Annotated in this window: 16 protein-coding genes and 2 pseudogenes; 4 read left to right on the top strand and 14 right to left on the bottom strand. The window is 70.1% G+C overall.

Going from position 1 to position 20,347, the window contains the following annotated elements; translation table 11 throughout:
• Window positions 1–24 precede the first annotated feature (24 nt).
• Both fxsBH and fxsA read right to left on the bottom strand, forming a co-directional pair.
• A complete protein-coding gene (gene fxsBH, locus ACF1B9_RS18935) occupies window positions 25–2,259 on the bottom strand; it encodes a radical SAM/SPASM protein FxsBH, inactivated beta-hydroxylase extension form (protein ID WP_391740396.1) in 2,235 nt (744 codons plus the stop codon).
• Window positions 2,260–2,362: 103 nt separating this feature from the next.
• Complete coding sequence (gene fxsA, locus ACF1B9_RS18930) at window positions 2,363–2,530, bottom strand: FxSxx-COOH cyclophane-containing RiPP peptide (RefSeq protein WP_391740397.1); 168 nt, start codon at window positions 2,528–2,530, stop codon at window positions 2,363–2,365.
• 256 nt (window positions 2,531–2,786) lie between these two features.
• On the opposite strand from fxsA, the gene ACF1B9_RS18925 reads away from it, so the two are divergent.
• Window positions 2,787–3,683 (top strand): DUF4231 domain-containing protein, encoded by an 897-nt coding sequence (locus ACF1B9_RS18925; protein ID WP_391740451.1) that lies wholly within the window; start codon window positions 2,787–2,789, stop codon window positions 3,681–3,683.
• Window positions 3,684–3,743: 60 nt separating this feature from the next.
• On the opposite strand, the gene ACF1B9_RS18920 is transcribed toward ACF1B9_RS18925, so the two are convergent.
• From ACF1B9_RS18920 to ACF1B9_RS18900, 5 genes and pseudogenes are all read right to left on the bottom strand, one after another.
• On the bottom strand, window positions 3,744–4,223 hold the full coding sequence (locus ACF1B9_RS18920) for a hypothetical protein (RefSeq protein ID WP_391740398.1): 480 nt from the start codon (window positions 4,221–4,223) through the stop codon (window positions 3,744–3,746).
• 210 nt (window positions 4,224–4,433) lie between these two features.
• Entirely contained in the window at window positions 4,434–5,336 is a 903-nt protein-coding gene (locus ACF1B9_RS18915) for a S1 family peptidase (RefSeq protein ID WP_391740399.1), read from the bottom strand.
• Window positions 5,337–5,634: 298 nt separating this feature from the next.
• On the bottom strand, window positions 5,635–6,450 hold the full coding sequence (locus ACF1B9_RS18910; protein WP_391740400.1) for a DUF1684 domain-containing protein: 816 nt from the start codon (window positions 6,448–6,450) through the stop codon (window positions 5,635–5,637).
• 4 nt (window positions 6,451–6,454) lie between these two features.
• Window positions 6,455–7,735, bottom strand: a complete 1,281-nt coding sequence (locus ACF1B9_RS18905; protein ID WP_391740452.1) for an NtaA/DmoA family FMN-dependent monooxygenase — start codon at window positions 7,733–7,735, stop codon at window positions 6,455–6,457.
• Between the two features lie 17 nt (window positions 7,736–7,752).
• A pseudogene (locus ACF1B9_RS18900) lies at window positions 7,753–8,466 on the bottom strand (LLM class flavin-dependent oxidoreductase); the annotation flags it as partial.
• A gap of 534 nt (window positions 8,467–9,000) precedes the next feature.
• Here ACF1B9_RS18900 and ACF1B9_RS18895 point away from each other — a divergent pair.
• Window positions 9,001–9,599 (top strand): annotated as a pseudogene (locus ACF1B9_RS18895) (transporter substrate-binding domain-containing protein).
• Between the two features lie 97 nt (window positions 9,600–9,696).
• On the opposite strand, the gene ACF1B9_RS18890 reads toward ACF1B9_RS18895, so the two are convergent.
• Window positions 9,697–10,938 carry a DUF5685 family protein gene (locus tag ACF1B9_RS18890; protein WP_391740453.1) on the bottom strand — a complete coding sequence of 414 codons (1,242 nt, stop codon included), beginning with the start codon at window positions 10,936–10,938 and terminating at the stop codon, window positions 9,697–9,699.
• Between the two features lie 314 nt (window positions 10,939–11,252).
• Here ACF1B9_RS18890 and ACF1B9_RS18885 point away from each other — a divergent pair, with 314 nt between their 5' ends.
• Window positions 11,253–11,696 carry a cell division protein SepF gene (locus ACF1B9_RS18885; RefSeq protein ID WP_391740401.1) on the top strand — a complete coding sequence of 148 codons (444 nt, stop codon included), beginning with the start codon at window positions 11,253–11,255 and terminating at the stop codon, window positions 11,694–11,696.
• A gap of 22 nt (window positions 11,697–11,718) precedes the next feature.
• Here the strand turns inward: ACF1B9_RS18885 and ACF1B9_RS18880 are convergent, their stop codons facing one another.
• Together ACF1B9_RS18880 and ACF1B9_RS18875 are read right to left on the bottom strand one after the other, a co-directional pair.
• Window positions 11,719–12,933: an acyl-CoA dehydrogenase family protein gene (locus ACF1B9_RS18880; RefSeq protein WP_391740402.1), complete on the bottom strand. Its 1,215-nt coding sequence runs from the start codon at window positions 12,931–12,933 to the stop codon at window positions 11,719–11,721.
• Window positions 12,934–13,006: 73 nt separating this feature from the next.
• A complete protein-coding gene (locus ACF1B9_RS18875) occupies window positions 13,007–14,710 on the bottom strand; it encodes an MFS transporter (RefSeq protein ID WP_391740403.1) in 1,704 nt (567 codons plus the stop codon).
• A gap of 577 nt (window positions 14,711–15,287) precedes the next feature.
• Here ACF1B9_RS18875 and ACF1B9_RS18870 point away from each other — a divergent pair.
• Window positions 15,288–16,307 (top strand): phosphatase PAP2 family protein, encoded by a 1,020-nt coding sequence (locus ACF1B9_RS18870; RefSeq protein ID WP_391740404.1) that lies wholly within the window; start codon window positions 15,288–15,290, stop codon window positions 16,305–16,307.
• A gap of 101 nt (window positions 16,308–16,408) precedes the next feature.
• Here the strand turns inward: ACF1B9_RS18870 and ACF1B9_RS18865 are convergent, their stop codons facing one another.
• The 4 genes from ACF1B9_RS18865 to ACF1B9_RS18850 form a co-directional block, all read right to left on the bottom strand.
• Window positions 16,409–16,624 (bottom strand): I78 family peptidase inhibitor, encoded by a 216-nt coding sequence (locus ACF1B9_RS18865; protein WP_376208776.1) that lies wholly within the window; start codon window positions 16,622–16,624, stop codon window positions 16,409–16,411.
• 413 nt (window positions 16,625–17,037) lie between these two features.
• Window positions 17,038–17,997, bottom strand: coding sequence for a helix-turn-helix transcriptional regulator (locus ACF1B9_RS18860; RefSeq protein WP_391740405.1), 960 nt, complete (start codon window positions 17,995–17,997; stop codon window positions 17,038–17,040).
• A 57-nt stretch (window positions 17,998–18,054) separates the two neighbouring features.
• Window positions 18,055–18,900 (bottom strand): transferase, encoded by an 846-nt coding sequence (locus ACF1B9_RS18855; RefSeq protein ID WP_391740406.1) that lies wholly within the window; start codon window positions 18,898–18,900, stop codon window positions 18,055–18,057.
• Entirely contained in the window at window positions 18,897–20,180 is a 1,284-nt protein-coding gene (locus ACF1B9_RS18850; protein ID WP_391740407.1) for a glycosyltransferase, read from the bottom strand. The genes ACF1B9_RS18855 and ACF1B9_RS18850 overlap by 4 nt, the downstream gene beginning before the upstream one ends.
• Between the last annotated feature and the right edge of the window lie 167 nt (window positions 20,181–20,347).

Below are 20,347 nucleotides of genomic sequence, written 5' to 3'. Positions count from 1 at the left end.
CCCGGTCGAACCGGAATACGGGCCTCAGATCTCCTTTCGCATCAGATCCACCAGCCGTTTTCCACTGACGGTCAGTTCGGCGGCACCCTCGAGCGTGTCGAGGGCCTGCGGTACGCCCTCCAGATAGCGGGGTTCGAAAGCCCCCCATGCCATTCGCTCGTAGGTGTCGGCCAGCAGCCGGGAAAACGGAACTGATTCTTCCTGCCAAGGCGTCCGATGGTCCCAGGAGCCGTCCGCCGCGTAAAGGTCCGTGACATCGAGCAGCGCCCGCAATTCGGCCCTGCGGAAGCCCCGCAGCAGCGCGAACGCCAGGTCCTCCGCGCTGCCGTCCGGAGAGATCCCCAGCGCGCCGTAACCGTGCCGCCCGACGGCGGGCTCCGCCGGGGCCAAACGGGCCAGCGGAGTGAGGGTGGTGAGACGGCCCGCCATCTCCGCGGTGCGTCCGGGCGCCTTCGTCTCGATCAGCTTCCAGGCCTCGCCGATCCTGGCCCCCAGGTCGGCGGCGCTCCGGTCGTCGAGACGGTCCGCGGCGGGTGCGTCGAAGCACGAGCGGTACGGATCGAGGTCGTCGAGCACGAGGCCGGGCGAGGAGCCGGGCGTCGCGACCCTGCGCAAAGGCCGCCAGCCGGGACCGGCCGCCTCCGGCCGGACAACCCGCCGTTCGGCCGCGTCACCCCCTTCCCGCCGGACCACGAAGCCGTCCTCGGTGGCCCGTACGCGTGCCGTGCCGTGCTCCGCCTCTCCCGCGATCCGCAACTCGCCCAGGCCGGGCAGGAAGACCCTGCCGCCCGAGAAGGCCACCGGTACGGACAGATCGAGGCCGGCCCGTACGACCGCGGTCGCGAGGTACGCCGGCATCTCCCCCGCCACCCGCACGGCCCCGGGCCGTTCGTGGACCCGCTCCAGGGCGGAGAGCAGCCAGCTGCGGGTGTAGGGACGGGCCAGCACCTCGTCCAGGCCACGGGCGCCCTCCTCCGACTCCTCGATGGCGGTGGCCAGCTCCCAGGCCTGTGCCCACCGCTCGCCGCCGTGCCCTGCGATGTCGGCGTTCAGACGGGCGAGCAGGGTGCGGGTGAGGTCCAGCTCGGCGGCGAGCAGCTCGACGGGCTCGGTCACCGCGGGCGCGACGAGGGCCGCCGCCGTGCGTGCCTCGATACCGCGCACCAGGGCGGCCAGATCGGCGCAGTACACGGACGGGTTGTCGAATGCGCCGGACGGCCCCTCGGAGCGGTACCGGTGGGTGTAGAGACCACCTCCGCACGAGCGGACGACCGGGCATCGGCGGCAGGTCTCGCTGACACCGGCCAGTCCGAGCTGCCGGGCCCGCACGCCGGGATGGGCCGCGACCTCGTCGAAGGTGTGGGTGAAGACGTCGAATCCGGTGGCCGCCGCACCCTCATAGGCGCTCTTGAGCGAGTCGACCTGTTCCAGCTGACCGTCGGTCTCCACGACGACGAGGTCGGTGGGGGCCAGGCCCAGGGACTCGGTGAGGCTGGGGCCGCCGTTCAGAGTGGACAGGACCGAGGAGAAGAGCCGGACCGGCACCGGGCGCCCCTGCTCCTGCCAGCGATCGAAGACCGCGAGGAGCCAGTCGGCGTAGGCGGTGGGCGATCCGCCCGGACGGGGCGGCGGCTCGTCCCAGGTGGCGTGCGGAAGCAGGAAGTCGATGAGCGGCGGTTCGAGCTCCGTGAGTGCGTCGAGGACCGCGTGCGGGTCGTTCTCGATGTCGACGGTGCACAGGAGCCCGAGGTTGAGATGGCTGTAGCGCTCCTGCCGGAGCAGTTCGACGGCCTTGAGGACCAGGGGATGGCTGCTGCGCCCGTCGGCGTAGCGGCGGTGCCGGTCGTTGGCGGCCCGGTCGCCGTCGAGGGAGATCCCGACCTTGACATCGAACTCGTCGAAGAGGTCCAGGTAGCGCGGGCTGAGCTGGAGTCCATTGGTGTGGACGCGTAGGTCGAGTTCCGCGACGCCTTCGAAGGCGGAGGTGAGCTCTTCGCAGACGCGCCGCAGTCGGGCGGGGCCTGCCAGTAGAGGCTCCCCTCCGTGCAGGATCACTGACACGGAGGGCAGTGCATGTGCCTTGGCATGCTCAGCCAAGCGTTGAGCAGTCCGGAAGATGACATCATCAGAGATTGTTCTGGGTCGGGTTCGCCAGCTCTGATCTGCATGTTCATAGACATAGCAATGGTCACAGGCAAGATCACACCTGCTGTGAACCTTGAGAACGACTTCGCGGAAAGGGACCAGGGGTCCTGTCATTCCACCAGTCTAGCCAGCCTGCGGGGATGTTTGAGTATTCCAGCCGGCCCGCAGGGTCGCTCGGGCATTGCAGCCGGCCCGCAGGGTCGCTCGGGGCGTCGGTTCAGAGTGCCGAGTTGAAGGTCGATGCCTGGGTGGGGCGACCGGCTGACGCGGCGTGCACGCGACCGAGCTTCCGGGCAGCGGTGGCGCCGCGGACGTCGATCTCGGTGAGCGGCACACGATTCTTCTTCGCAACGGCGAAGGAGAGGGAGGATTCAGAGGTCTTCACGGCTGTCCTTGAGGGGGTTTGTTCCGATGGAGTGGTTCCGGACAGGAATGCAGCAAAGGCATCTGCACCATTGCAGTGTCCGGCGGCACGACTTTACTCTCATGACCTCCGTTGGCAACTGAGGGCGCCCACTTGGGACAAGAGCGTCACATGGGACTGCCCCGGGCTCGACGGAACCATCGATTCCACCATTGAGGTGACGACATAACCGCAGACGGGAGTGAACATGACGGCGATTCCCGGACCGCTCCAGAGCATGGTGTTCAGGAACGCTGATCTGCCGGAGCTCTTCCACCACACGGACGCGATCGCCATCGCCCGTCAGCGGGAGGCCGTGAACACCACCCGGATCCAGCTGATCCTGCTGGTCATCGGCACGGTCCCGGCGGCGCTCCCCTGGCACGTGGAACTGGGTGGCACTTTTCAACTCGTCGACGCCGTCGGCGTGTTGGCCTATGCGGGTGTCCTGATCACGACGTACCTCTCCGCCCGGCGCAAAGCAAAGTCGCATTGGCAACTCAACCGCTCGGCGGCGGAGTTCATCAAGTCGATGTGCTGGCGCTACGCGGTGCACGGCTCACCTTTCGACACCCACACCCAGCACCCCGAGGCAGTGTTCGCGAACCGTCTCGAAGAGGGGCTCCAGGAGCTCCGGAAGGTGGGGTGGGCGGACCCCCGTGACCTGACCGCGGACTCGGGCGGCCTGATCACGGACTCCATGCGCGAGTTGCGCGACAAAGCGTTCACCGTACGCAAGGAGACATATGTACGGGATCGGCTGATAGAGCAGCGCAGTTGGTACCGCAGGCGCCAGGAGGTCTCCCGGCGGGCCACGCTGGTCTGGTCGACGACCATTGCCGTACTGACGGCGCTCGCCCTGGTGTTCGCCCTGGTGAGGACGTTCTCCGCCACCCAGTCCTTCGCCCTGACCGGGGTCTTGTCGGCCGCGGCGGCGGCCTGTCTGGCGTGGAGCGAGATGCGCCGCCATCACCCGCTGATCTCGGCCCACTCACTGGTGGAGCAGGATCTGGAGTCGATGCAGGTGGCGATGGAGACCACACTGACCGAACGCCAGTGGCCGCGGGCGGTGTTCGAGACCGAGCGCATCGTCTCCCCTCAGCACACCGACTGGCTTGCCAGGCACCAGATGTGACGGCATGTCGGATCACTGGCGCGCTGCGCGGCCGTATACGAGGACGGCCGCGCACACCCGTCAGCCGCGCTCCACGCCCTCGCGCCAGATGACAGTGACCGGGCGGCCGAGGCTGCGGGCGTACATCACGATGTCACCCGTGCCGCCGAGGCCGCGGGCCGGTCTTCCGTCCCACACGGCGAGCAGCCGGTCGCAGTGGTCGGCGATGTACGCGCCGGCCGCGAAGTACGCCTCGTCGGTCGAGTGCGGGTAGCCCAGCCGGACCTCCCGGGCCGCCCGGCCCTTGAGGTCCCGGTAGCGGGCGAGTTCGGCAGCATCAACGAAACAGGATTCGTAGTCGCCGCTGGGGATGACCGCGGTCAGATCCGCGCCACAGGCCAGGGCGAGGTCGGCGAAGAGCTGGTCGGCTCCCACCGCGAGGCTGGAGAGGGCCTCCAAGGACCCTTCGAGGCCGCAGAGCGCAGCCCGTAACCCGGACACCACATGGGCATGGGCCTCCCGCGGAATGCTGCGGTGGCCGGTCACTCCGATGCGTTTCACGGACCTGGAACCCCCTGAAGTGTCTGCGGGGGTCCCGGAAGGCATCCCTCCGGAAAGCACAGCATCCGCCCCCGTTTGCTCCTGCTTGACCGACCTGCCCCACATTCTCTCAAAAGCCGTGGGGTGAGCGGGAGTCCCCGCCCAGCATTCGGGCGGGGACTCCGTCTCGGTCGACTGCATGTTCCAGGGCCGGACCGGGATGTCGGAGCGTCAGTTCAGGGTGACCCCGTACGCGCTGAGCGCCTCGGTGACCGGCTGGAAGTACGTGGTGCCACCGGAGCTGCAGTTGCCACTGCCGCCCGAGGTGAGACCGATCGCCTTCGAGCCGGAGTAGAGCGGGCCGCCGGAGTCGCCGGGCTCCGCACACACGTTGGTCTTGATCATGCCGTAGACGATGTCGCCGTTGCCGTAGTTGACCGTGGCGTTGAGGCCCGTGACGCTGCCGCTGTGGACGCCGGTGGTGGAACCGCGGCGGGTGACGGACATGCCGACCGTGGCATTGGCCGCTCCGGTGATGGTGACGCTGCCGACGGTGCCCGGGTGGGCGAGCGAGGCATTGTCGTACCGCACCAGGCCGTAGTCATTGGTCGGGAAGCTGGACCCGACCGTCGGGCCGATGCTGGTCGTGTTCGAGGAGTTGGTGTACCAGGGCGGGTTGCCGTCGGTGCAGTGACCGGCGGTCAGGAAGTAGTAGGTGCTGCCGCTGTGGACGTTGAAGCCGAGGGAACAGCGCCAGCCGGGGGCGTAGATCGCGTCGCCACCGGAGAGCAGTTTGCTGAGCTTTCCGGCGGTGCGCTCGATCCGCACGGCACCGGCGTTGGCTCCGACGGACTGCTTGATCTGCTTGATCTCGGCCTGTGAGACCGTGCTGTCCGCGGTGACCACGAGGGAGTTGGTCGCCGGGTCGATGCTCCAGGCAGTCCCCGCCACATCGGCGCCGAGCACGGCGTCGCTCGCGGCGGAGAGCTGCTTGGCGCTGAAGGTGGTGGGGGCGGTGTCGGCCTGGGCGCTGGGTACGGCGAGTGCGGCGACGGCGACGAGGCCGGCTGCGACGGCGACAGCCCTGCTGCGTCTGGCGGTGCCGCTGAGGGGGGTGGTGCGCTTGATCCTCACTTTTCATTCCTCCCGAAAGGAAATCGGGGGTCCGCCTGTGGGGTGGTCGGACCCGTGAGGCGCAGTCGTTCGCACGGCGGCATGCCCGGGTTCCGGAATGCCGTGCTCCTGACAAGCGCTGCTCGGGAGTATTCAAGGCGTCAACTTCTGGCGCAAGAGGGCCTCCTGGCCTGAACCTGTCGCGTCGCACCGGACGGCCCCGGCAGCCCGTGGGCTGCCGGGGCCTTTGTCCGAGGCCGATCCGGCGGCGCGTCGGCCGCGGACCGGGGCCTTTGTCCCGGGGTGGTCCGACGGAACGTCAGCCGTCGATCCGGTTCCGCTCGCCCGCCTCGACGGCGACGGGCAGGGTGTTGCCGGGCGGCGGGAAGGGGCAGATGAAGTGATCAGCGAAGGCGCAGGGCGGCAGCAGTGCCCGATTGAGGTCCACCGTCACGCTGCCGTCCTCGGCCGGGGCCGCGGGCCGCAGGAACCGGAAGCGGTAGCTGCTGTTCCCACTGGTGGCATCCGCGAAGACCGCCCAGAGTGATCCGTCGGGCTCGACCGCGGCCTGCAGCGTGTGCTGGGCACCGTCGAGCTCGAACACGATCTCACCGCCGAGCCCGAGGCCGCGCTCGACCCCGTCGGCGTTCTCGACGCGGACCGTACGGGCGGAAGCGTACGGGCGGAAGGTGCCCGGCAGCGCCCAACGGGCCTCGTACAAGGTGGCCTCGATGGCCCGGAAGGCGCGCCGTGCCGCCGAGGCCGGGTCGAAGTCCCTTACCGCCCAGAGCCCTTCGCGGCTCAGGACGACCAACCGCCGCTCACCGTGCGCGACGCGGGACTCTCCGATCGGGCCGCGGTCGGGGGTGAGGCGGACCTGGCCGGTGAAGGGCTTGCCGTCGACGGTCAGGCCGTCTGCGGCGGTGGCGCTGAGCAGCAGTTCCTCGCCGTCCCCGCGCCACTGTCCGGGCGCCCCCGGAATGTGGCCCCCCGGGTGGTCGGAGAGCCAGTGGGTGCCGGTGAGGGAGAGCGGACCGTACGGCGCGGACACCGTGGCGGTGCGCTCCTCGTGCCAGTGCTTCCAGTCCTGTGCCGCCTGCCCGGAATCGTGCGGCTGGTGTGTTTCCGTGCTCATGCGTTCAACCTTTCCATACCGGTTCGGCGAGCCCGAGATGCGACCGCAGCGTGGGACCCGTGTACGCGGAGCGGAACACGCCGCGCTCCTGGAGGAGCGGGACGACCCGGTCGACGAAGTCGTCCAGGCCGCCCGGGGTGAGATGCGGTACGAGGATGAACCCGTCGGCGGCGTCGGCGGCCACGAACTCGGTGAGCCGCGCCGCGACCGTCCGCGGGCTGCCGATGAAGGACTGCCGCCCGGTCGTCTCGATGACGGTCTGACGGATGGACAGCCCCTTCTCCTTCGACAGCGCGCGCCAGCGGACCGCGACAGCAAGGGGGTCGCCGTGCCTGACCCGGCCCTGGACCAGCGAGGAATCCGGGTCGGGGTCGATCTCGGGGAGCGGTCCGTCGGGGTCGTAGGAGGAGAGGTCACGGCCCCAGACCTGTTCCAGGGCCAGCAGCGCGTTCTGCGGGGAGACCTGCTGGAGGCGGATCTCGGCCGCTCTCTCCCGGGCCTCGGCATCGCTGTCGCCGAGCACGAAGGTGACCCCCGGCATGATCTTCAGATCGTCCGGCTCCCGACCGTACTTCGCCAGCCGCGCCTTGACGTCGGCGTAGAAGGTGCGTCCGGCCTCCAGGGTGCCGTGCCGGGTGAAGATGACATCGGCGGCGGACGCGGCGAACTCACGGCCCTCCGGGGAGTCCCCGGCCTGGATGACGACCGGATGGCCTTGCGGGGAGCGCGGGACGGTGAACTCCCCCTCGATGGTGAAGTGCTGCCCGTGGTACGCGAACGGGCGCGGAGTGCCGTCGGGGGCCCAGCTGTCCCACAGTTCGCGGGCGGTGGCTACGAACTCGGCCGCCCGGGTGTATCGGTGGGCCCGGTCGAGATAGCCGCCGCGCCGGAAGTTCTCCCCGGTGAAGGCATCCGAGGAGGTGACCACGTTCCAGGCGGCCCGGCCGCCGCTGAGATGGTCGAGGGTGGCGAGGCGGCGGGCCAGTTCGTAGGGCTCGTTGAACGTGGTGTTGACGGTCGCGGCAAGGCCCAGCCGGTCGGTGACGGCCGCCAGCGCGGCCAGCACCGTGAGGGATTCGGGGCGGCCGACCACGTCCAGGTCGTGGATCCGGCCGTTGTGCTCGCGCAGCCGCAGCCCCTCGGCGAGGAAGAAGAAGTCGAACCTGCCGCGTTCCGCGGTGCGGGCCAGGTGCTCGAACGAGGAGAAGTCGATCTGGCTCCTGGAGCGCGGGTCCGACCAGACGGTGGTGTTGTTCACACCTGGGAAGTGGGCGGCGAGATGCATCTGTCTCGTCGTGGTGCTCATGCTCGTCCCCCTTCGAGGGCGTAACGGTTGGCGGGGCGGGCCAGCCCCAGGTGCTCGCGCAGGGTGCCGCCGGGATAGAAGGTGCGGAACAGGCCGCGGTGCTGGAGCACGGCCACGGTGCCGTTGACGATGCGTTCGAGGTCGCGCCCGGGGGTGATGGGCGTGAGGTGGAAGCCGTCCACCGCTCCCCCGTGGTGCCACTGGGTGATCAGTTCGGCGAGGTCGACCGGGCCGCCCCGGTAGTAGGAGCCACCGGCGGCGAGCGGGGGTCCGCTCGCCAGCCCCGGTTCCGGGGCGGTCTCGGCGTCGCCGAGGTCGACGGCGAGCGCGACCAGAACCCGGAGGGAGTCGGGGTCGCGTCCGTACACCGCGGCGCGCCGGCGCAGATCGGTGCGGATCGCGGCGGCCCGCTCGGGGGCGGTGGCCCGGACGAGGACGACATCGGCGTGGCGGGCCGCGGTCTCCCTCGCCGGGCCACCGGTCCCGTCGACGACGGTGACCGGGTGTCCCTGCGGGGGCCGGGGCACGATGGCCGGGCCACGGACCGAGAAGGAGGCGCCCTCGAAGTCGACGTGGTGCAGCTTGTCGCGGTCGATGAAACGTCCGGTGGCGACGTCCCGGATCTCGGCGTCGTCCTCCCAGCTGTCCCAGAGCCGGGCGCCCACCTCGGCCGCCTGGAGTTCAGCACCAGGGCGAGGAGCGCCAGGGCGGCAACTGCCGCCGCCCACTGACCTGTTCGGCGTACCGGGACGATCCTGAGCCGGTCGGTCTGCTCACTCTTCGCGGGTGGGGCGGGGAGAGAGGAAGGAAGGGTGTCTGTCTGCGCGGACATGCGAGGGCTCCGTGGATGCAGAGATCGAACACGGGGCGCGTCTTCAGCGGAGACACAACGCGGACCGGGCCCCTCAGCACCGGTCCGCTTCCGAGATAAACGCTGTTCACCGTGCGTTGTCAAGCCTGTCCACACTGTGAGTCGTACGTCTCAGTTCAGTTGACGCACCACCGGATGCCTGTTCCACTGGGGCCATGCATTCGCAGCAGTGGCTGGTCAAGCGCTCCCACATCGACTTCGGTCGCGTGTGGTCCTCCTCCTGTTGAGCCGACCCCCCTGCATCTCCTCGCATCTCCGCCCGGCGCCGTGCGCGGCGCCTGAGCACTGTTCCCCGCGCGTCTTCACGTACACAACATCGCTCCACCCTCCCCTCTCGTTCCGTAGCTCTTCCGTGCTGTGTCGATCTCTCGTTCTGTCGACTTTTCGTCCTGCCGTTCGCTTCGCCCCGGCCGTGGGGTCGCCGCGCGACATCGGCAGTCCGCCCGGTGCCGCCTACCTCGCCGACGGGAAGACGGTGGCCGGTACGGACATCGACTTCGCGGACGCGGTGGCCAGGAAGCTCGGGCTGGGACTGAAGCGCGAGGTGGCCTCCTTCGAGGCGATCCTGCCCGCGCTGGACAGCGGCAAGTACGAACCACGTTCGAGGTGACGCTGGAGGAGAACAGACATCGGTGCTCCGACGCGGGCAAGAAGCCGTACGAGGTGAAGACCTACAACGACCAGGGCGCGACCTGGGGTTCGTTCCGGCAGGGTCGCAGCGATGTGGTGATGTCCACCATCAACGGGCTGCGGTACGCGGTGGATCAGCAGGAGGGTGTGCGCTTCCTCAACGAGTTCAAGCGCCTCGACGTCGGCTTCTCCTTCAAGAAGGGCGCCCCGTTGGCACCCGCCTTCCAGGCCGCGGTGAACGGTCTCGAGGCGGACGGCACCTACGACCGGATCCTGAAGAAGTGGGGCATCGGCGCGTCGGCCATCAAGACCTCGCAGATCTCGCCGCCCGTGATCAGGTGAAACGGGCCCGCGGACCGGGGCCGGGTCTCCGGGCCGCCCCATGCCTCGGGGGCCGGGACGGCGCGGCCCGGCCACGTCGCAACGCCCGGTCTCCCGCTCAGCAGCTGCAGTCGCACCCGCAGTCGCAGCAGTCGCATCCGTCGCAGCAGTCCCCACAGTTGCTGCAGCAGTCGCACGCATCGCAGCAGTCGCCGCAGTCGCACTGGCTGCACAGCCCCTCACGGCGCTGATGGGTCCACGGGTCCTCGAAGGTGCCGCAGCACATCTGGCAGGTGCAGGCCAGCCCCGCCCACACCAGGCAGCCGGCGATCAGTCCTCGCCGGTCGCGCGGGGGCTCGGGCGGGGGTTGCGGCGGGCCGAAGGGGTTGCCGGGGCTCGGTGCGTACGGATTGCCCGGTGGCGGGCCGAAGGACCCGGTCTGCCGCCCGTCCGACGGGCGGACGGCTCCGTCCGGTACCGGGACGCCCGCACCGTGCGAGCACGCCGTGGTACCGAACGCCCGGTCCACCGACTGCCGCAGCTCGTGCACCAGCAGCACATGGGCCAGCTTGTCGTCGGTGAACTCCGCGTCGCGCAACGCCAGCCGTACGCCCCGCAGCGCGTCGTCGCACAGCCGTCGGGCCTCGGCCCGCGAGGTGCCGGTCGCGGTGAGCGGGTTCCATGCACCCGACGCGGCGTCAGCTTCCTGGTCCTCCACGGCATCCAGCAGATGCGCCAGGCGTCCGAAGAGCCGGCCGGCCTCGGCCAGCGGCTCCGCGTTCTGCGGCCTGCCCGCGAGTATCGCGGTGTGGGCGAAGGCGGCCGCAGTGGCGGTCTCGGTGGGCTCGGTGACCGTGAGCAGCGGGGCGCCGGGCCCGGCGAGCAGCTCGATTCCCGTCTGCCGGTCGACGGCGTCCACGAGCAGCGCCGTGTCGAAGCCGAGTTGCGCGCCGGTGCGCGCGCCTGCCCGGTCCCAGCCCGCCGCGACCCGGCGCGCGGCCGCGGCGACCGGGCGGCGCTTCAACAGGCCGTCCCGGTCGGCGACGTGGTCCCGTACCTTCGCCGATGCCAGCACCAGTGAGACGGCGGCGGCCAGCCTGGCTCCCTCGCCGTGGGCGACCGGGGCGGTCCGCATGGCGCGCAGCGGGCAGGGCCCCGCGGTGCGTCGCCATCCGTTGGTGCGCTCGGCCTGAGCCTCCGTCAGGACCGAGACGATCAGGCCGTCATAGTTCGTCACGATGCGGGCGAATTGCCCGTGGTCCGAGCGAAGTGCGAGACAGAGCCCGCAGAGATGGGCCATCCACTCGGTCCTGAGCCCTTCGGACAACCGGTGCGTACAGGGCCTGACTATTCCGAACACGACGATCCCCCGAGAGTCGTTCACTCGTGCGCCGAGCTCCTGCGCGTGCGCGACGTGCATCGTATCGAGCGCTCCGTTCACCCGTACGTCCCCCGTGTCACCCGTACGGACCGGCGCATCTTATTTTCTTTCTTTCAGGTCCCTGATGCAGGAGGAACCTTGACGAACCGCCACATCTTCTGCACCAGTACCGTCACGAATCCCCTGCGCGCCGACTATCCACTTGGCGCACGATCCGCATCATGGACGACCATAGGGACACGAAAGAGATAGAGATGCGGAACATCACGGAACCGCGGTGAGAGGAGGCGTCCATGGGATCGGTGCGCAAGGCGAGTGCCTGGCTGGGCCTCGTGGAGGACAACGACGAGCGGTACTACGACGACGAGGAGTACGCGAGGGGTGCACAGACCGGGACCGGCCAGGCCTGGGTGACCGACCCCCGGGTGCAGGTGGCTTCCGAGGCGGCCGTGGAGACGGGCCGCCGGATCGCCACCGTCACCCCGGACAGCTTCCGGGACGCGCGAGGCATCGGCGAGCTCTTCCGGGACGGCGTGCCGGTGATCGTCAACCTCACGACCATGGACCCCACGGACGCCAAGCGCGTCGTGGACTTCGCCGCGGGGCTGACCTTCGGGCTGCGCGGTTCGATCGAGCGCGTGGCCACCCGGGTCTTCCTGCTGACCCCCGCCGACACCCGAGTGGTCAACGGCGAAGCCGTCGGCCGGCCGGCCGACGGCTTCTTCAACCAGAGCTGAGCAGGGCGCTCGCCGGACCGGTCTACCGGAACGCGTCGAGACCGGTGAGCGCCTTGCCCAGCACCAGCTGGTGCATCTCCACGGTCCCCTCGTACGTGAGCACCGACTCCAGATTCGTCGCATGCCGCATCACCGGGTACTCCAGGGAGATCCCGTTGGCGCCGAGGATCGTGCGCGAGGTACGGCAGATGTCGATCGCCTCCCGCACATTGTTGAGCTTTCCGAAACTGACCTGCTCGGGGCGGAGCCTGCCCGCGTCCATCCGCCGGCCCAGATGGTGGGCGAGCAGGATGCCCTTGTGCAGTTCCACGGCCATGTCCGCGAGCTTGGCCTGGGTGAGCTGGAAGCCGCCGATCGGCCTGCCGAACTGTTCCCGGGTCCGCGCGTAGTCGAGGGCCGTCTCGAACGCGGAGCGCGCCGCCCCCATGGCTCCCCAGACGATGCCGTAGCGGGCGTGGCCGAGACAGCTGAGCGGGCCGCGCAGACCGGTGACTCCGGGGAGTACGGCATCGGCGGGCAGGCGTACCTCGTCGAGGACCAGCTCACTGGTGACCGAGGCGCGCAGCGACCACTTGTGCTTGATCTCGGGCGCTGTGAAGCCCGGGGTGTCGGTCGGCACGACGAATCCGCGGATCCCGCCGCCCGCGCCGCCCTCGTCGGTCTGCGCCCAGACGACGGCGACCCCGGCGACCGAGCCGTTGGTGATCCACATCTTGCGGCCGGTGAGAACCCAGTCTCCCCCTCGGTCGCGCCTGGCGTACGTCCTCATCCCGGCCGGGTCGGAGCCGTGGTCCGGCTCGGTGAGACCGAAGCAGCCGATGATCTCGCCGGCCGCCATGCCCGGCAGCCACCGCTGCCGCTGCTCCTCGGAGCCGAAGCGGTGGATGGCGTACATGGCGAGCGACCCCTGCACGGAGACCAGCGAGCGGATCCCCGAGTCCGCCGCTTCGAGTTCCAGGCAGGCCAGTCCGTACTGCACGGCGGTGGCGCCCGCGCAGCCGTACCCCTGCAGGGACATGCCGAGAGCGCCGAGCGAACCGAGTTCGCGGGCCAGTTCCCGGATGCCGGGCAGCTCGCCGTTCTCGTACCACTCGGCGATGTGCGGCAGTACGCGGTCGGTGGCCCAGCCCCGGACGGTGTCGCGGATGGCGAGGTCCTCGGTGCCGAGCAGGTCGTCGATGCCGATCGGGTCGGCGGGGTCGAAGGGTGGGAGCTTCGAGGACGGGGTGGTGGACATGAGGGCGCCTCCGGCGGCTCGCACGATGCTAAAACTAGCAGTGTTAGTTATGGCCTCGTGTCGACGTTACGGCTCAGTGCCCCGCCCGTCCAGAGCCGGTCGCCTCGGCGGGTCGGCGCCGGGCGGACAGCGCGAGCGGCCGCTGCGTACGGCCCGCGACGGGCACCTCGTGCGGCTCGGGGCGTTGCGGCGCCTGGCCCGCGTCGGCCTCCCGGGATTCGTCAGGAGCCGGCGATGGGCACTCCATCGCGCGTGGCAGCCGCAGCGCGGCGAGCGCGCCGGCCAGCAGCAGGGCCGCGCTGACCAGCAGCGTGACATGCAGCCCGGTGATGAAGGCATGGCGGGCCGTGGAGCGCAGCGCCTCGCCCAGCGGACCGCCGAGCCGGTCCGCCACCTGGTAGGCCTCGCCCAGCGAGTGGGCGGCGGCCGCGCCGTCCCCGACGGGGACGCCCTTTCCGGGGAGCTTCGCGAGTCCGGGGGCATAGGCGGCGTTCATGACACTGCCGAGCAGGGCGATGCCCATGCCCGCGCCCAGCTGGTACGAGGTCTCACCGATCGCCGCCGCCCCGCCCGCCCGGTCGGCCGGGGCATCGCTGAGCATGGATTCGTACGCCCCGAAGAGCGTGGTCTGCAGTCCGAAGCCGAGCGCGACGAACGCCGCGGTCAGCAGGCCGGGCCGGTCGTGCTGCCCCATCGCGGTCAGGATCAGCACGGAGGCGGCCGTCAGCACGAAGCCCCAGCAGACCATCCGCCGCGGCCCGACGCGGCGCAGCGTGTACGACCCGGTGGCGCCCGCGGCCATGGCCGCGAAGGTGAGCGGCAGCAGCCGCAGCCCGGTCTCCAGCGGGCTCAGTCCGAGCACGAGCTGGAGGTACTGCACGGCTATCAGTTCCAGCCCGACCAGGGCCAGCATGGCGAGGACGATGCAGCCCACCGCGGTGGAGAAGGCCGGCCGGGCAAACATCCCGATGTCTATCAGCGGATGCCTACGGCGTTTCTGACGGCGTACGAAGGTGACGAGCAGTACGGCCCCGATCAGCAGCGGGGCCAGGGTGGCCGGGCTCAGCAGCCCCTCCCCGGCGCCCGCCCGCTTCACTCCGAGGACCACGCCGAGCACACCGGCCGCGGCCATCAGCGCGCCCAGTACGTCCCACGGGCCGTCGTCACTGCCGCGCGACTCGGGCAGCAGCAGGCGGCCCACCGGCAGGACCAGGGCCATCAGCGGGACATTGATCAGAAAGACCGAGCCCCACCAGAAGTGTTCGACCAGGAAGCCGCCTATGACGGGCCCGGTGGCCGCTCCGACGGCGGCGACCGCGCTCCAGACGCCGATCGCCACGGCCCGTTCGCGCCGGTCGGGAAAGACCTGCCGGAGGATCGACAGCGTCGCAGGCATGATCATCGCCCCGCCGACCCCGAGCAGGGCACGCGCCGCGATCAGCACGCCGGGGCTGTCGGCCATCGCGGCTATCGCCGAGGCGACGCCGAAGAGGGCGTAGCCGAGCAGCAGCACGCGGCGTCGTCCGACCCGGTCGCCGAGGGTGCCGAAGAGGATCAGCAGCGAGGCGCAGACCAGCGGATAGGCGTCCACGATCCAGAGCAGACCGGCGGCACTGGGCCGCAGGTCCTCGGTGACGGCGGGGACGGCGACATGGAGCACGGTCGCGTCGAGTGCGACGAGCAGCAGGCTGAGGCAGAGGACGACGAGGACGACCCAACGATTGGCACCGTCGGCGGCTGAGCGCAGCCGGATTCGGCCTGCGGTCGTCCCGGACATGCATGTACCTCCCAAAAGGTCCTCACGCTCGGCGGGCCAGCCGGGGACGCGGCGGTTCGCTGCCCCTCGGGGCCCGGCATCGACGGGCGAGTGATCCGTCAGCGTACGCGAGTTCGGAGCACCCACACGTGGTCCACCTCATACCCCGACGGGCCATGGAGTGTGGCGTACGCCACGCCGGGCGCCGCCCGGAGCCCGTCGGACCTGCATGAACGACCGCCACCGGAGACCGCTCGAAGCCGCGCCGCCGACCTCCGCGCCCGGCTCAGAAGGTACCCGGCGTCACTCCGGCACCACTGGCCGGACCTGCATCGGAAGCGGTCGGTGACCGGACGGATACCTTCGGTTTCACCCCTGAGAGGGGTCGGATAAATTCATACCGGCACCCCCTTCGCCTTTCTTCCCACCCCTGAACACCCTTCCGAAATAAGTGTGAAATAAAAAGCGTGGAGGCATGCCGAGACGCTTCTTCGAGTCAGGAATTAAGGTCTGGCTGAGACATAGTCCACATCACATCGTCATCACAAAGAGACCGGATCGACCTGTCCACGCACTAACTCGCTGTAACGTCGATTGGGTGCGTACCGACATCTTTGCCCGCCTGGACCGGGAGCCGGAGCCGCCGAAGATAGAGCCACCGCGGATGAGCCGTCACCGCATCGCTCTCTTCGGCGGGACGTTGGCGTTCTATCTCGCCATCGTCGTCGCCGTGCTGGTCTCCTCCTGGCTGGTGACCCTGGACTGGAAGGTCATGCTCTTCCGGCCCTATCAACAGTGGCCGCAAATCCATGCGTTCCTCGACTACTACATCGTGCTCGGTCAGCGCGGCCCCACCGCCACCATGGTCGCTTGCTGGCTCGGCTGGCGCTCCTGGCGGCAGCACACACTGCGGCCCCTGCTGACACTCGGCGCCGCACTGCTGCTGCTCAATGCGACGGTCGGCGCGGTCAAGATCGGCCTGGGGCGGCTCGGCCCGCACTACGCGACCCAGATCGGCTCCGCCGAACTCTTCGCCGGCGGCGATATATTTCCGTCGGGCCACACCGCCAACGCGGTCGTGACCTGGGGGATCCTCGCCTACCTGGCGACCACCCCGCGGGCCAGGCGCTATCTGTCGGCCGTGTCCGCGATCGTCTCGCTCGGCGTCGGACTCACCACGGTCTACCTCGGCACGCACTGGCTCAGCGATGTGCTGCTCGGCTGGGCCGCGGGGCTGCTGATCCTGCTGGCCCTGCCCTGGGTCGAGCCGCTGATCACCCGGGCCGAGGCCTGGATCTTCGCCCAGCGCGAGATCCTGCGGGGACGCGCCCGCCCCGTTCCCTCCCTGCCCGTCGCGGTGGGTGGACCCCGGACCGCACTGCTCCCGCAGATGGACGGCGGCGACGCCGTGGCGGAGAGCCCTGTGCTGGAACCGGTCGCCGCAGGCACGGTCACGGGCCCCCGCTCGCGTACACACCCGGCTCCCCCGTCGCATCCGACACATCTGGTGCGCTCGGAACGCACTCCGGTCACCCCGGCCGGGAGCCGGCGCCCGCCGCACGCGGACCGTACGCCACGCGGCGGCACGACCTCGGCCCGCCCGGTGTCCGGCGGCTGAACGGAGCCGGGGGCCGGTACGCACAGCCGCTCCCCCGCACAGCGAAGGCCCCGACTCCGGTCGGGGCCTTCGCTGTGCCCGGAGTCCGGCAGCAGTCGTTCTCAGCCCACCCAGCAGCGGGTGACGACGGCGTCGACGGCCTCGAAGTTGATCCGTCCGCCCCGGAACTCCATGGTGATGATCGCCCCTGGCGGCAGGGATCTGACAGTGGTCCAGCCATGGCTGCGGGCTCGCCGTTCGGCCGCTTCGACAGCGAGGCCGACGTACGCACCGGGTGCGTCCTCGGGCTGGACGGGAGGGGTCGGTATGGGTGCCATGTCTCTCACCGTAGGCTCCCCCGGACCACGACGGAAGCCGGGGCACGGGTCGCCGCACGGCATCCTCACGTCCCCCGCCTGTCACGCTTGTGTCACAGGATCTCGACACGTGCGCTGCTCGGATCACGCCGCCCGAACTCGCGGCCCACGACCCGACACACAGTAATCACACAAGCCGGGAAACGATCATACGGAACACCCGAAAACAAAACGGAGTACGTCGTGTCGGGCCGTCGGAATTCCTGCGTCGAATAACCCGCGTAAAGGAGCATGCCACCGGGAATTCACGCTTCCTTATGGCAGCCTTATCCTTTGGTCACAAAACCCGTGCCGCAGACCGGCACTACTGCCCGCCGCCGCCCGTATAGCGGACAAGCCGAACCGTCACCGTGCGGGAACACCGTCGGAGGCGGTCAGCCCAGGGCTCTCGACAGCCGGTCCCTGACCGCCCTGATGGCGTCATTGAGCTCCGGAGGTTCGACGACCTCGAACTCGATCCCCATCAGCACGACGTGGATGACCATCACATCGAGACTCGTGGCCCCGGTGCGCAGCAGACAACTGTCGGTGCCGTCCGCCTCCAGCACCCCGACCGAGGGCGGGATCCGTTCCGCCGCGCGCTCGACCCCCGTCTTCAGCCGGATCACCGCACGGGTCGCGTACGCGGTGGTGGAGATGCCCTCCGAGACATAGGCGGCCAGATCCTCGGCCGGTGCGTCGCGGGGCACGAACCTCGGACCGTGCGGCGGTGCGGGGGTGATCCGGTCCGCACGGAACGTACGCCAGTCCGCACGGTCCAGATCCCAGGCGACCAGATACCAGCGGCGTTCGGTACACACCAGCCGGTGCGGTTCGACGGACCGGCGCGACACGGAGCCGGAGTGGTCCCGGTACTCGAAGCGCAGCCGCTCGCTGTCCCGGCAGGCTCCGGCCAGTTCGGTGAGCACCCCCGGGTCGGCGGTGGACGCGCCGGGCCCGCGCAGCAACGGCACCGTGAAGGTGTTCAGCGCGTTCACCCGGCGGCGGAGTCGGTTCGGCAGTACCTGTTCCAGCTTGGCCAGGGCGCGTACGGAGGTCTCGCCGATGCCCTCGACCCCGTTGCCCGCCGCGGTGCGCAGCCCGACGGCGACCGCGACGGCCTCCTCGTCGTCGAGGAGCAGCGGCGGCAACTGCGCACCGGCGCCGAGCCGGTATCCGCCGCCCTTGCCGGGGGCGGCGGATACCGGGTAGCCCAGTTCGCGCAGCTTGTCGACATCGCGCCGGACGGTCCGCGGCGTGACCCCGAGCCGCTCGGCGAGACCGGCGCCCGACCAGTCCCGGTGCGCCTGGAGCAGTGAGAGCAGGCGCAGCAGTCGTGCCGAGGTCTCCAACATGGGGCGAGTCTGCCAGGGATCGCGGACACCCCGCGTCCGCGATCGGCTGCCGAGGCCTTACCCGGCCGACGTCGGACCGGGTTCGATCCGGACACAGAGGTCGTTCTCGGCCGAGTAGCAGGGGGTGGCGCGTGCTCCCTCCCCCACGTCGTGTCCCGGGTAGACGAAGATGTTCTTGCGGTCCCAGACGTCGTCGAGGAGGCGGGAGATCCGTACGCCGTCGGCCGGCTCACCGCTGGGCGTGCCGGGGATCAGCCAGAGCGTCCACAGCTGCTTCCCGGTGACCGGCCCGGCTGCCAGCCGGTCGAGGGGCAGCGTGAAGGAGAACGTGTTCCCCTTCCCGGTGACCGGCACCCGGCAGACCCGCTCGCTGGTACCGGGCGGTCGCGCCTCGACACGGGCGTCGTCGCCGAGACCGGTCCCGTACAGCGTGCCCTCGACGGTCATCCCGTCCCGGTCGAAGGTGACCGGTCCGGCCTCCGCGTGCGGTGAGCGGATCCAGCAGTGCAGGGCGAGCCGCCCGTCGACGGTCGGATACGGGATGCGGACCGCGATCCGCCCGGTCCGGGGGGCGCGGTCCAAGAGGAGTCGCAGATCCCTGATCCCGGGCTCGACGGCCACCTCCCCGTCGTCACCCGCGCCCGGCTCACGCACATAGACGTCCCAGCGCCCCTCGGCGGGCTCCGCGGTGCTCGGCAGCCGCGCCCGCAGCCGCCCGTCACCCAGCGGGCTCAGCGGCAGCCGCAGGGTGCCGTCGTCGCCCTTGCTGCCGCGCAGCCGGAGAAGCAGTTCAGGCGCCTTTCCCTCCGCACGGCGACCGGGGTCGAGATCGAAGACGATCCCGCCGTCGGGACCGGCGGTGCAGTCGGCTCGTGGTGTCGGTCGCTCTGTGGAGACGGTCATGCGGACTTCCCCTTGCGGATGACGTCGGCGGCCTTGTAGCGCAGGGCGTACGCCCCGTCCAGCACGGTGCCGCGGGCACGGTGCAGTGTGGTGCGCACAGCGCCGTGCGAACGGTCGCTCGGGGCCCGGGAGGCGAGTTCGGTGAAGAGCCGCTCATGGCGTTCGGCGATCCGCGACGGATCGAACCGCTGCGACGCGACCAGCGCGGCACGTCCCGCTCGGTGCCGTGCCTCGTCGTCGTCGATCAGACCGAGCAGGGCCGCTGCCACGGCCGCCGTGTCACCGACCGGCACCAGCCGCCCGTCCGTGCCGTCCTCGATGATCTCGCGGGGGCCGTGCGGGCAGTCGGTGGCGACGACCGGCAGGCCGCAGCGCATCGCCTCGACGATGGTCATGCCGAAGGATTCGCGGTCCGAAGTGACCGCGGCGATCGCCCCCTTGGGCCACTCGGCCTCCAGCGGGTCGACCGAACCCATCAGGAACACGTGGTTGTGCAGGCCGAGTTCACCGATGAGGGTGAGCAGCGCCTGCCGCTCGTTCCCGGTCGCGTCACCGCCGCCGTAGATGCGCAGCCGCCAGTCCGGACGGACGGCGACGACGTCGGCGAAGGCCCGGACCAGCAGGTCGTACCGCTTGACCTTGTGCAAGCGGCCCGCGGCGATCACCCACTTGCTGTCGCCGCCGGCAGGCTCGATCCTCGGTGCGGGCACGCTGTTGGGAATGGACTCGATCCGCACGCCGGGCAGCTTGAACCCGCTCCGGTAGGCACGGGCGTCGGCCTCGGTGACGGTGGTGATCGCGTCCAGCAGGGCGTAGCGGTGCCCGATCTCGCGGCGCAGCCGGTAGCCGTGGCTGTCGAGGGTGAGGTGCTCCTGACCGATCCGGACCGGACCGCGCCGGGTCTGCCTGCTGATCTGCACATTGAGCCCGGGGCGGGTTCCGACCACGACGTCCGCGTCCAGCGACCGCAGATGGTCCGCCACCCGCGCGTCGGTCAGCCTGCTGTACTGCCGGTACCGGCTGTCGCCGCGCGGGAACACGGTCGCGGGACGGGCGTGCTCGGCCGCGGCGCCATCGTACGTCGGGCTCTTCTTCCGCAGGTCGACAAGGTGGCCCAGACGCACGCCCGCGGGGGCGCCCAGCGCCGGGACGTCCCGGTGCCGGAAGACGGAGACGATCTCGACGTCATGGTGCTCGGCCAGCGTCCCGGCGAGATTGAACGTCGTGCGGATCGTGCCCCCGACGCCATAGGCGTTGTGGAGCAGGAAAGAAATGTGCATAAAACGGTACATCTCCTGGTTCGGCCGCCCGATGGAGGGCGGCACTACCCATGACGACGCGAATCGGCCGGCGGTTCACTCCGGACATCGGTCACTTCCGGCCATCTTCATATTCGCCTGTTTTCCTGATTTGTCGATGTATCGGTGAACCACTCCATGGCCGAGTC

It is taken from the genome of Streptomyces sp. NPDC014727 (assembly GCF_043083485.1).
GTDB lineage: Bacteria > Actinomycetota > Actinomycetes > Streptomycetales > Streptomycetaceae > Streptomyces.
Note: the sequence above shows the minus strand (reverse complement) of the source record. Positions and strands in the feature narration are given on the sequence as shown.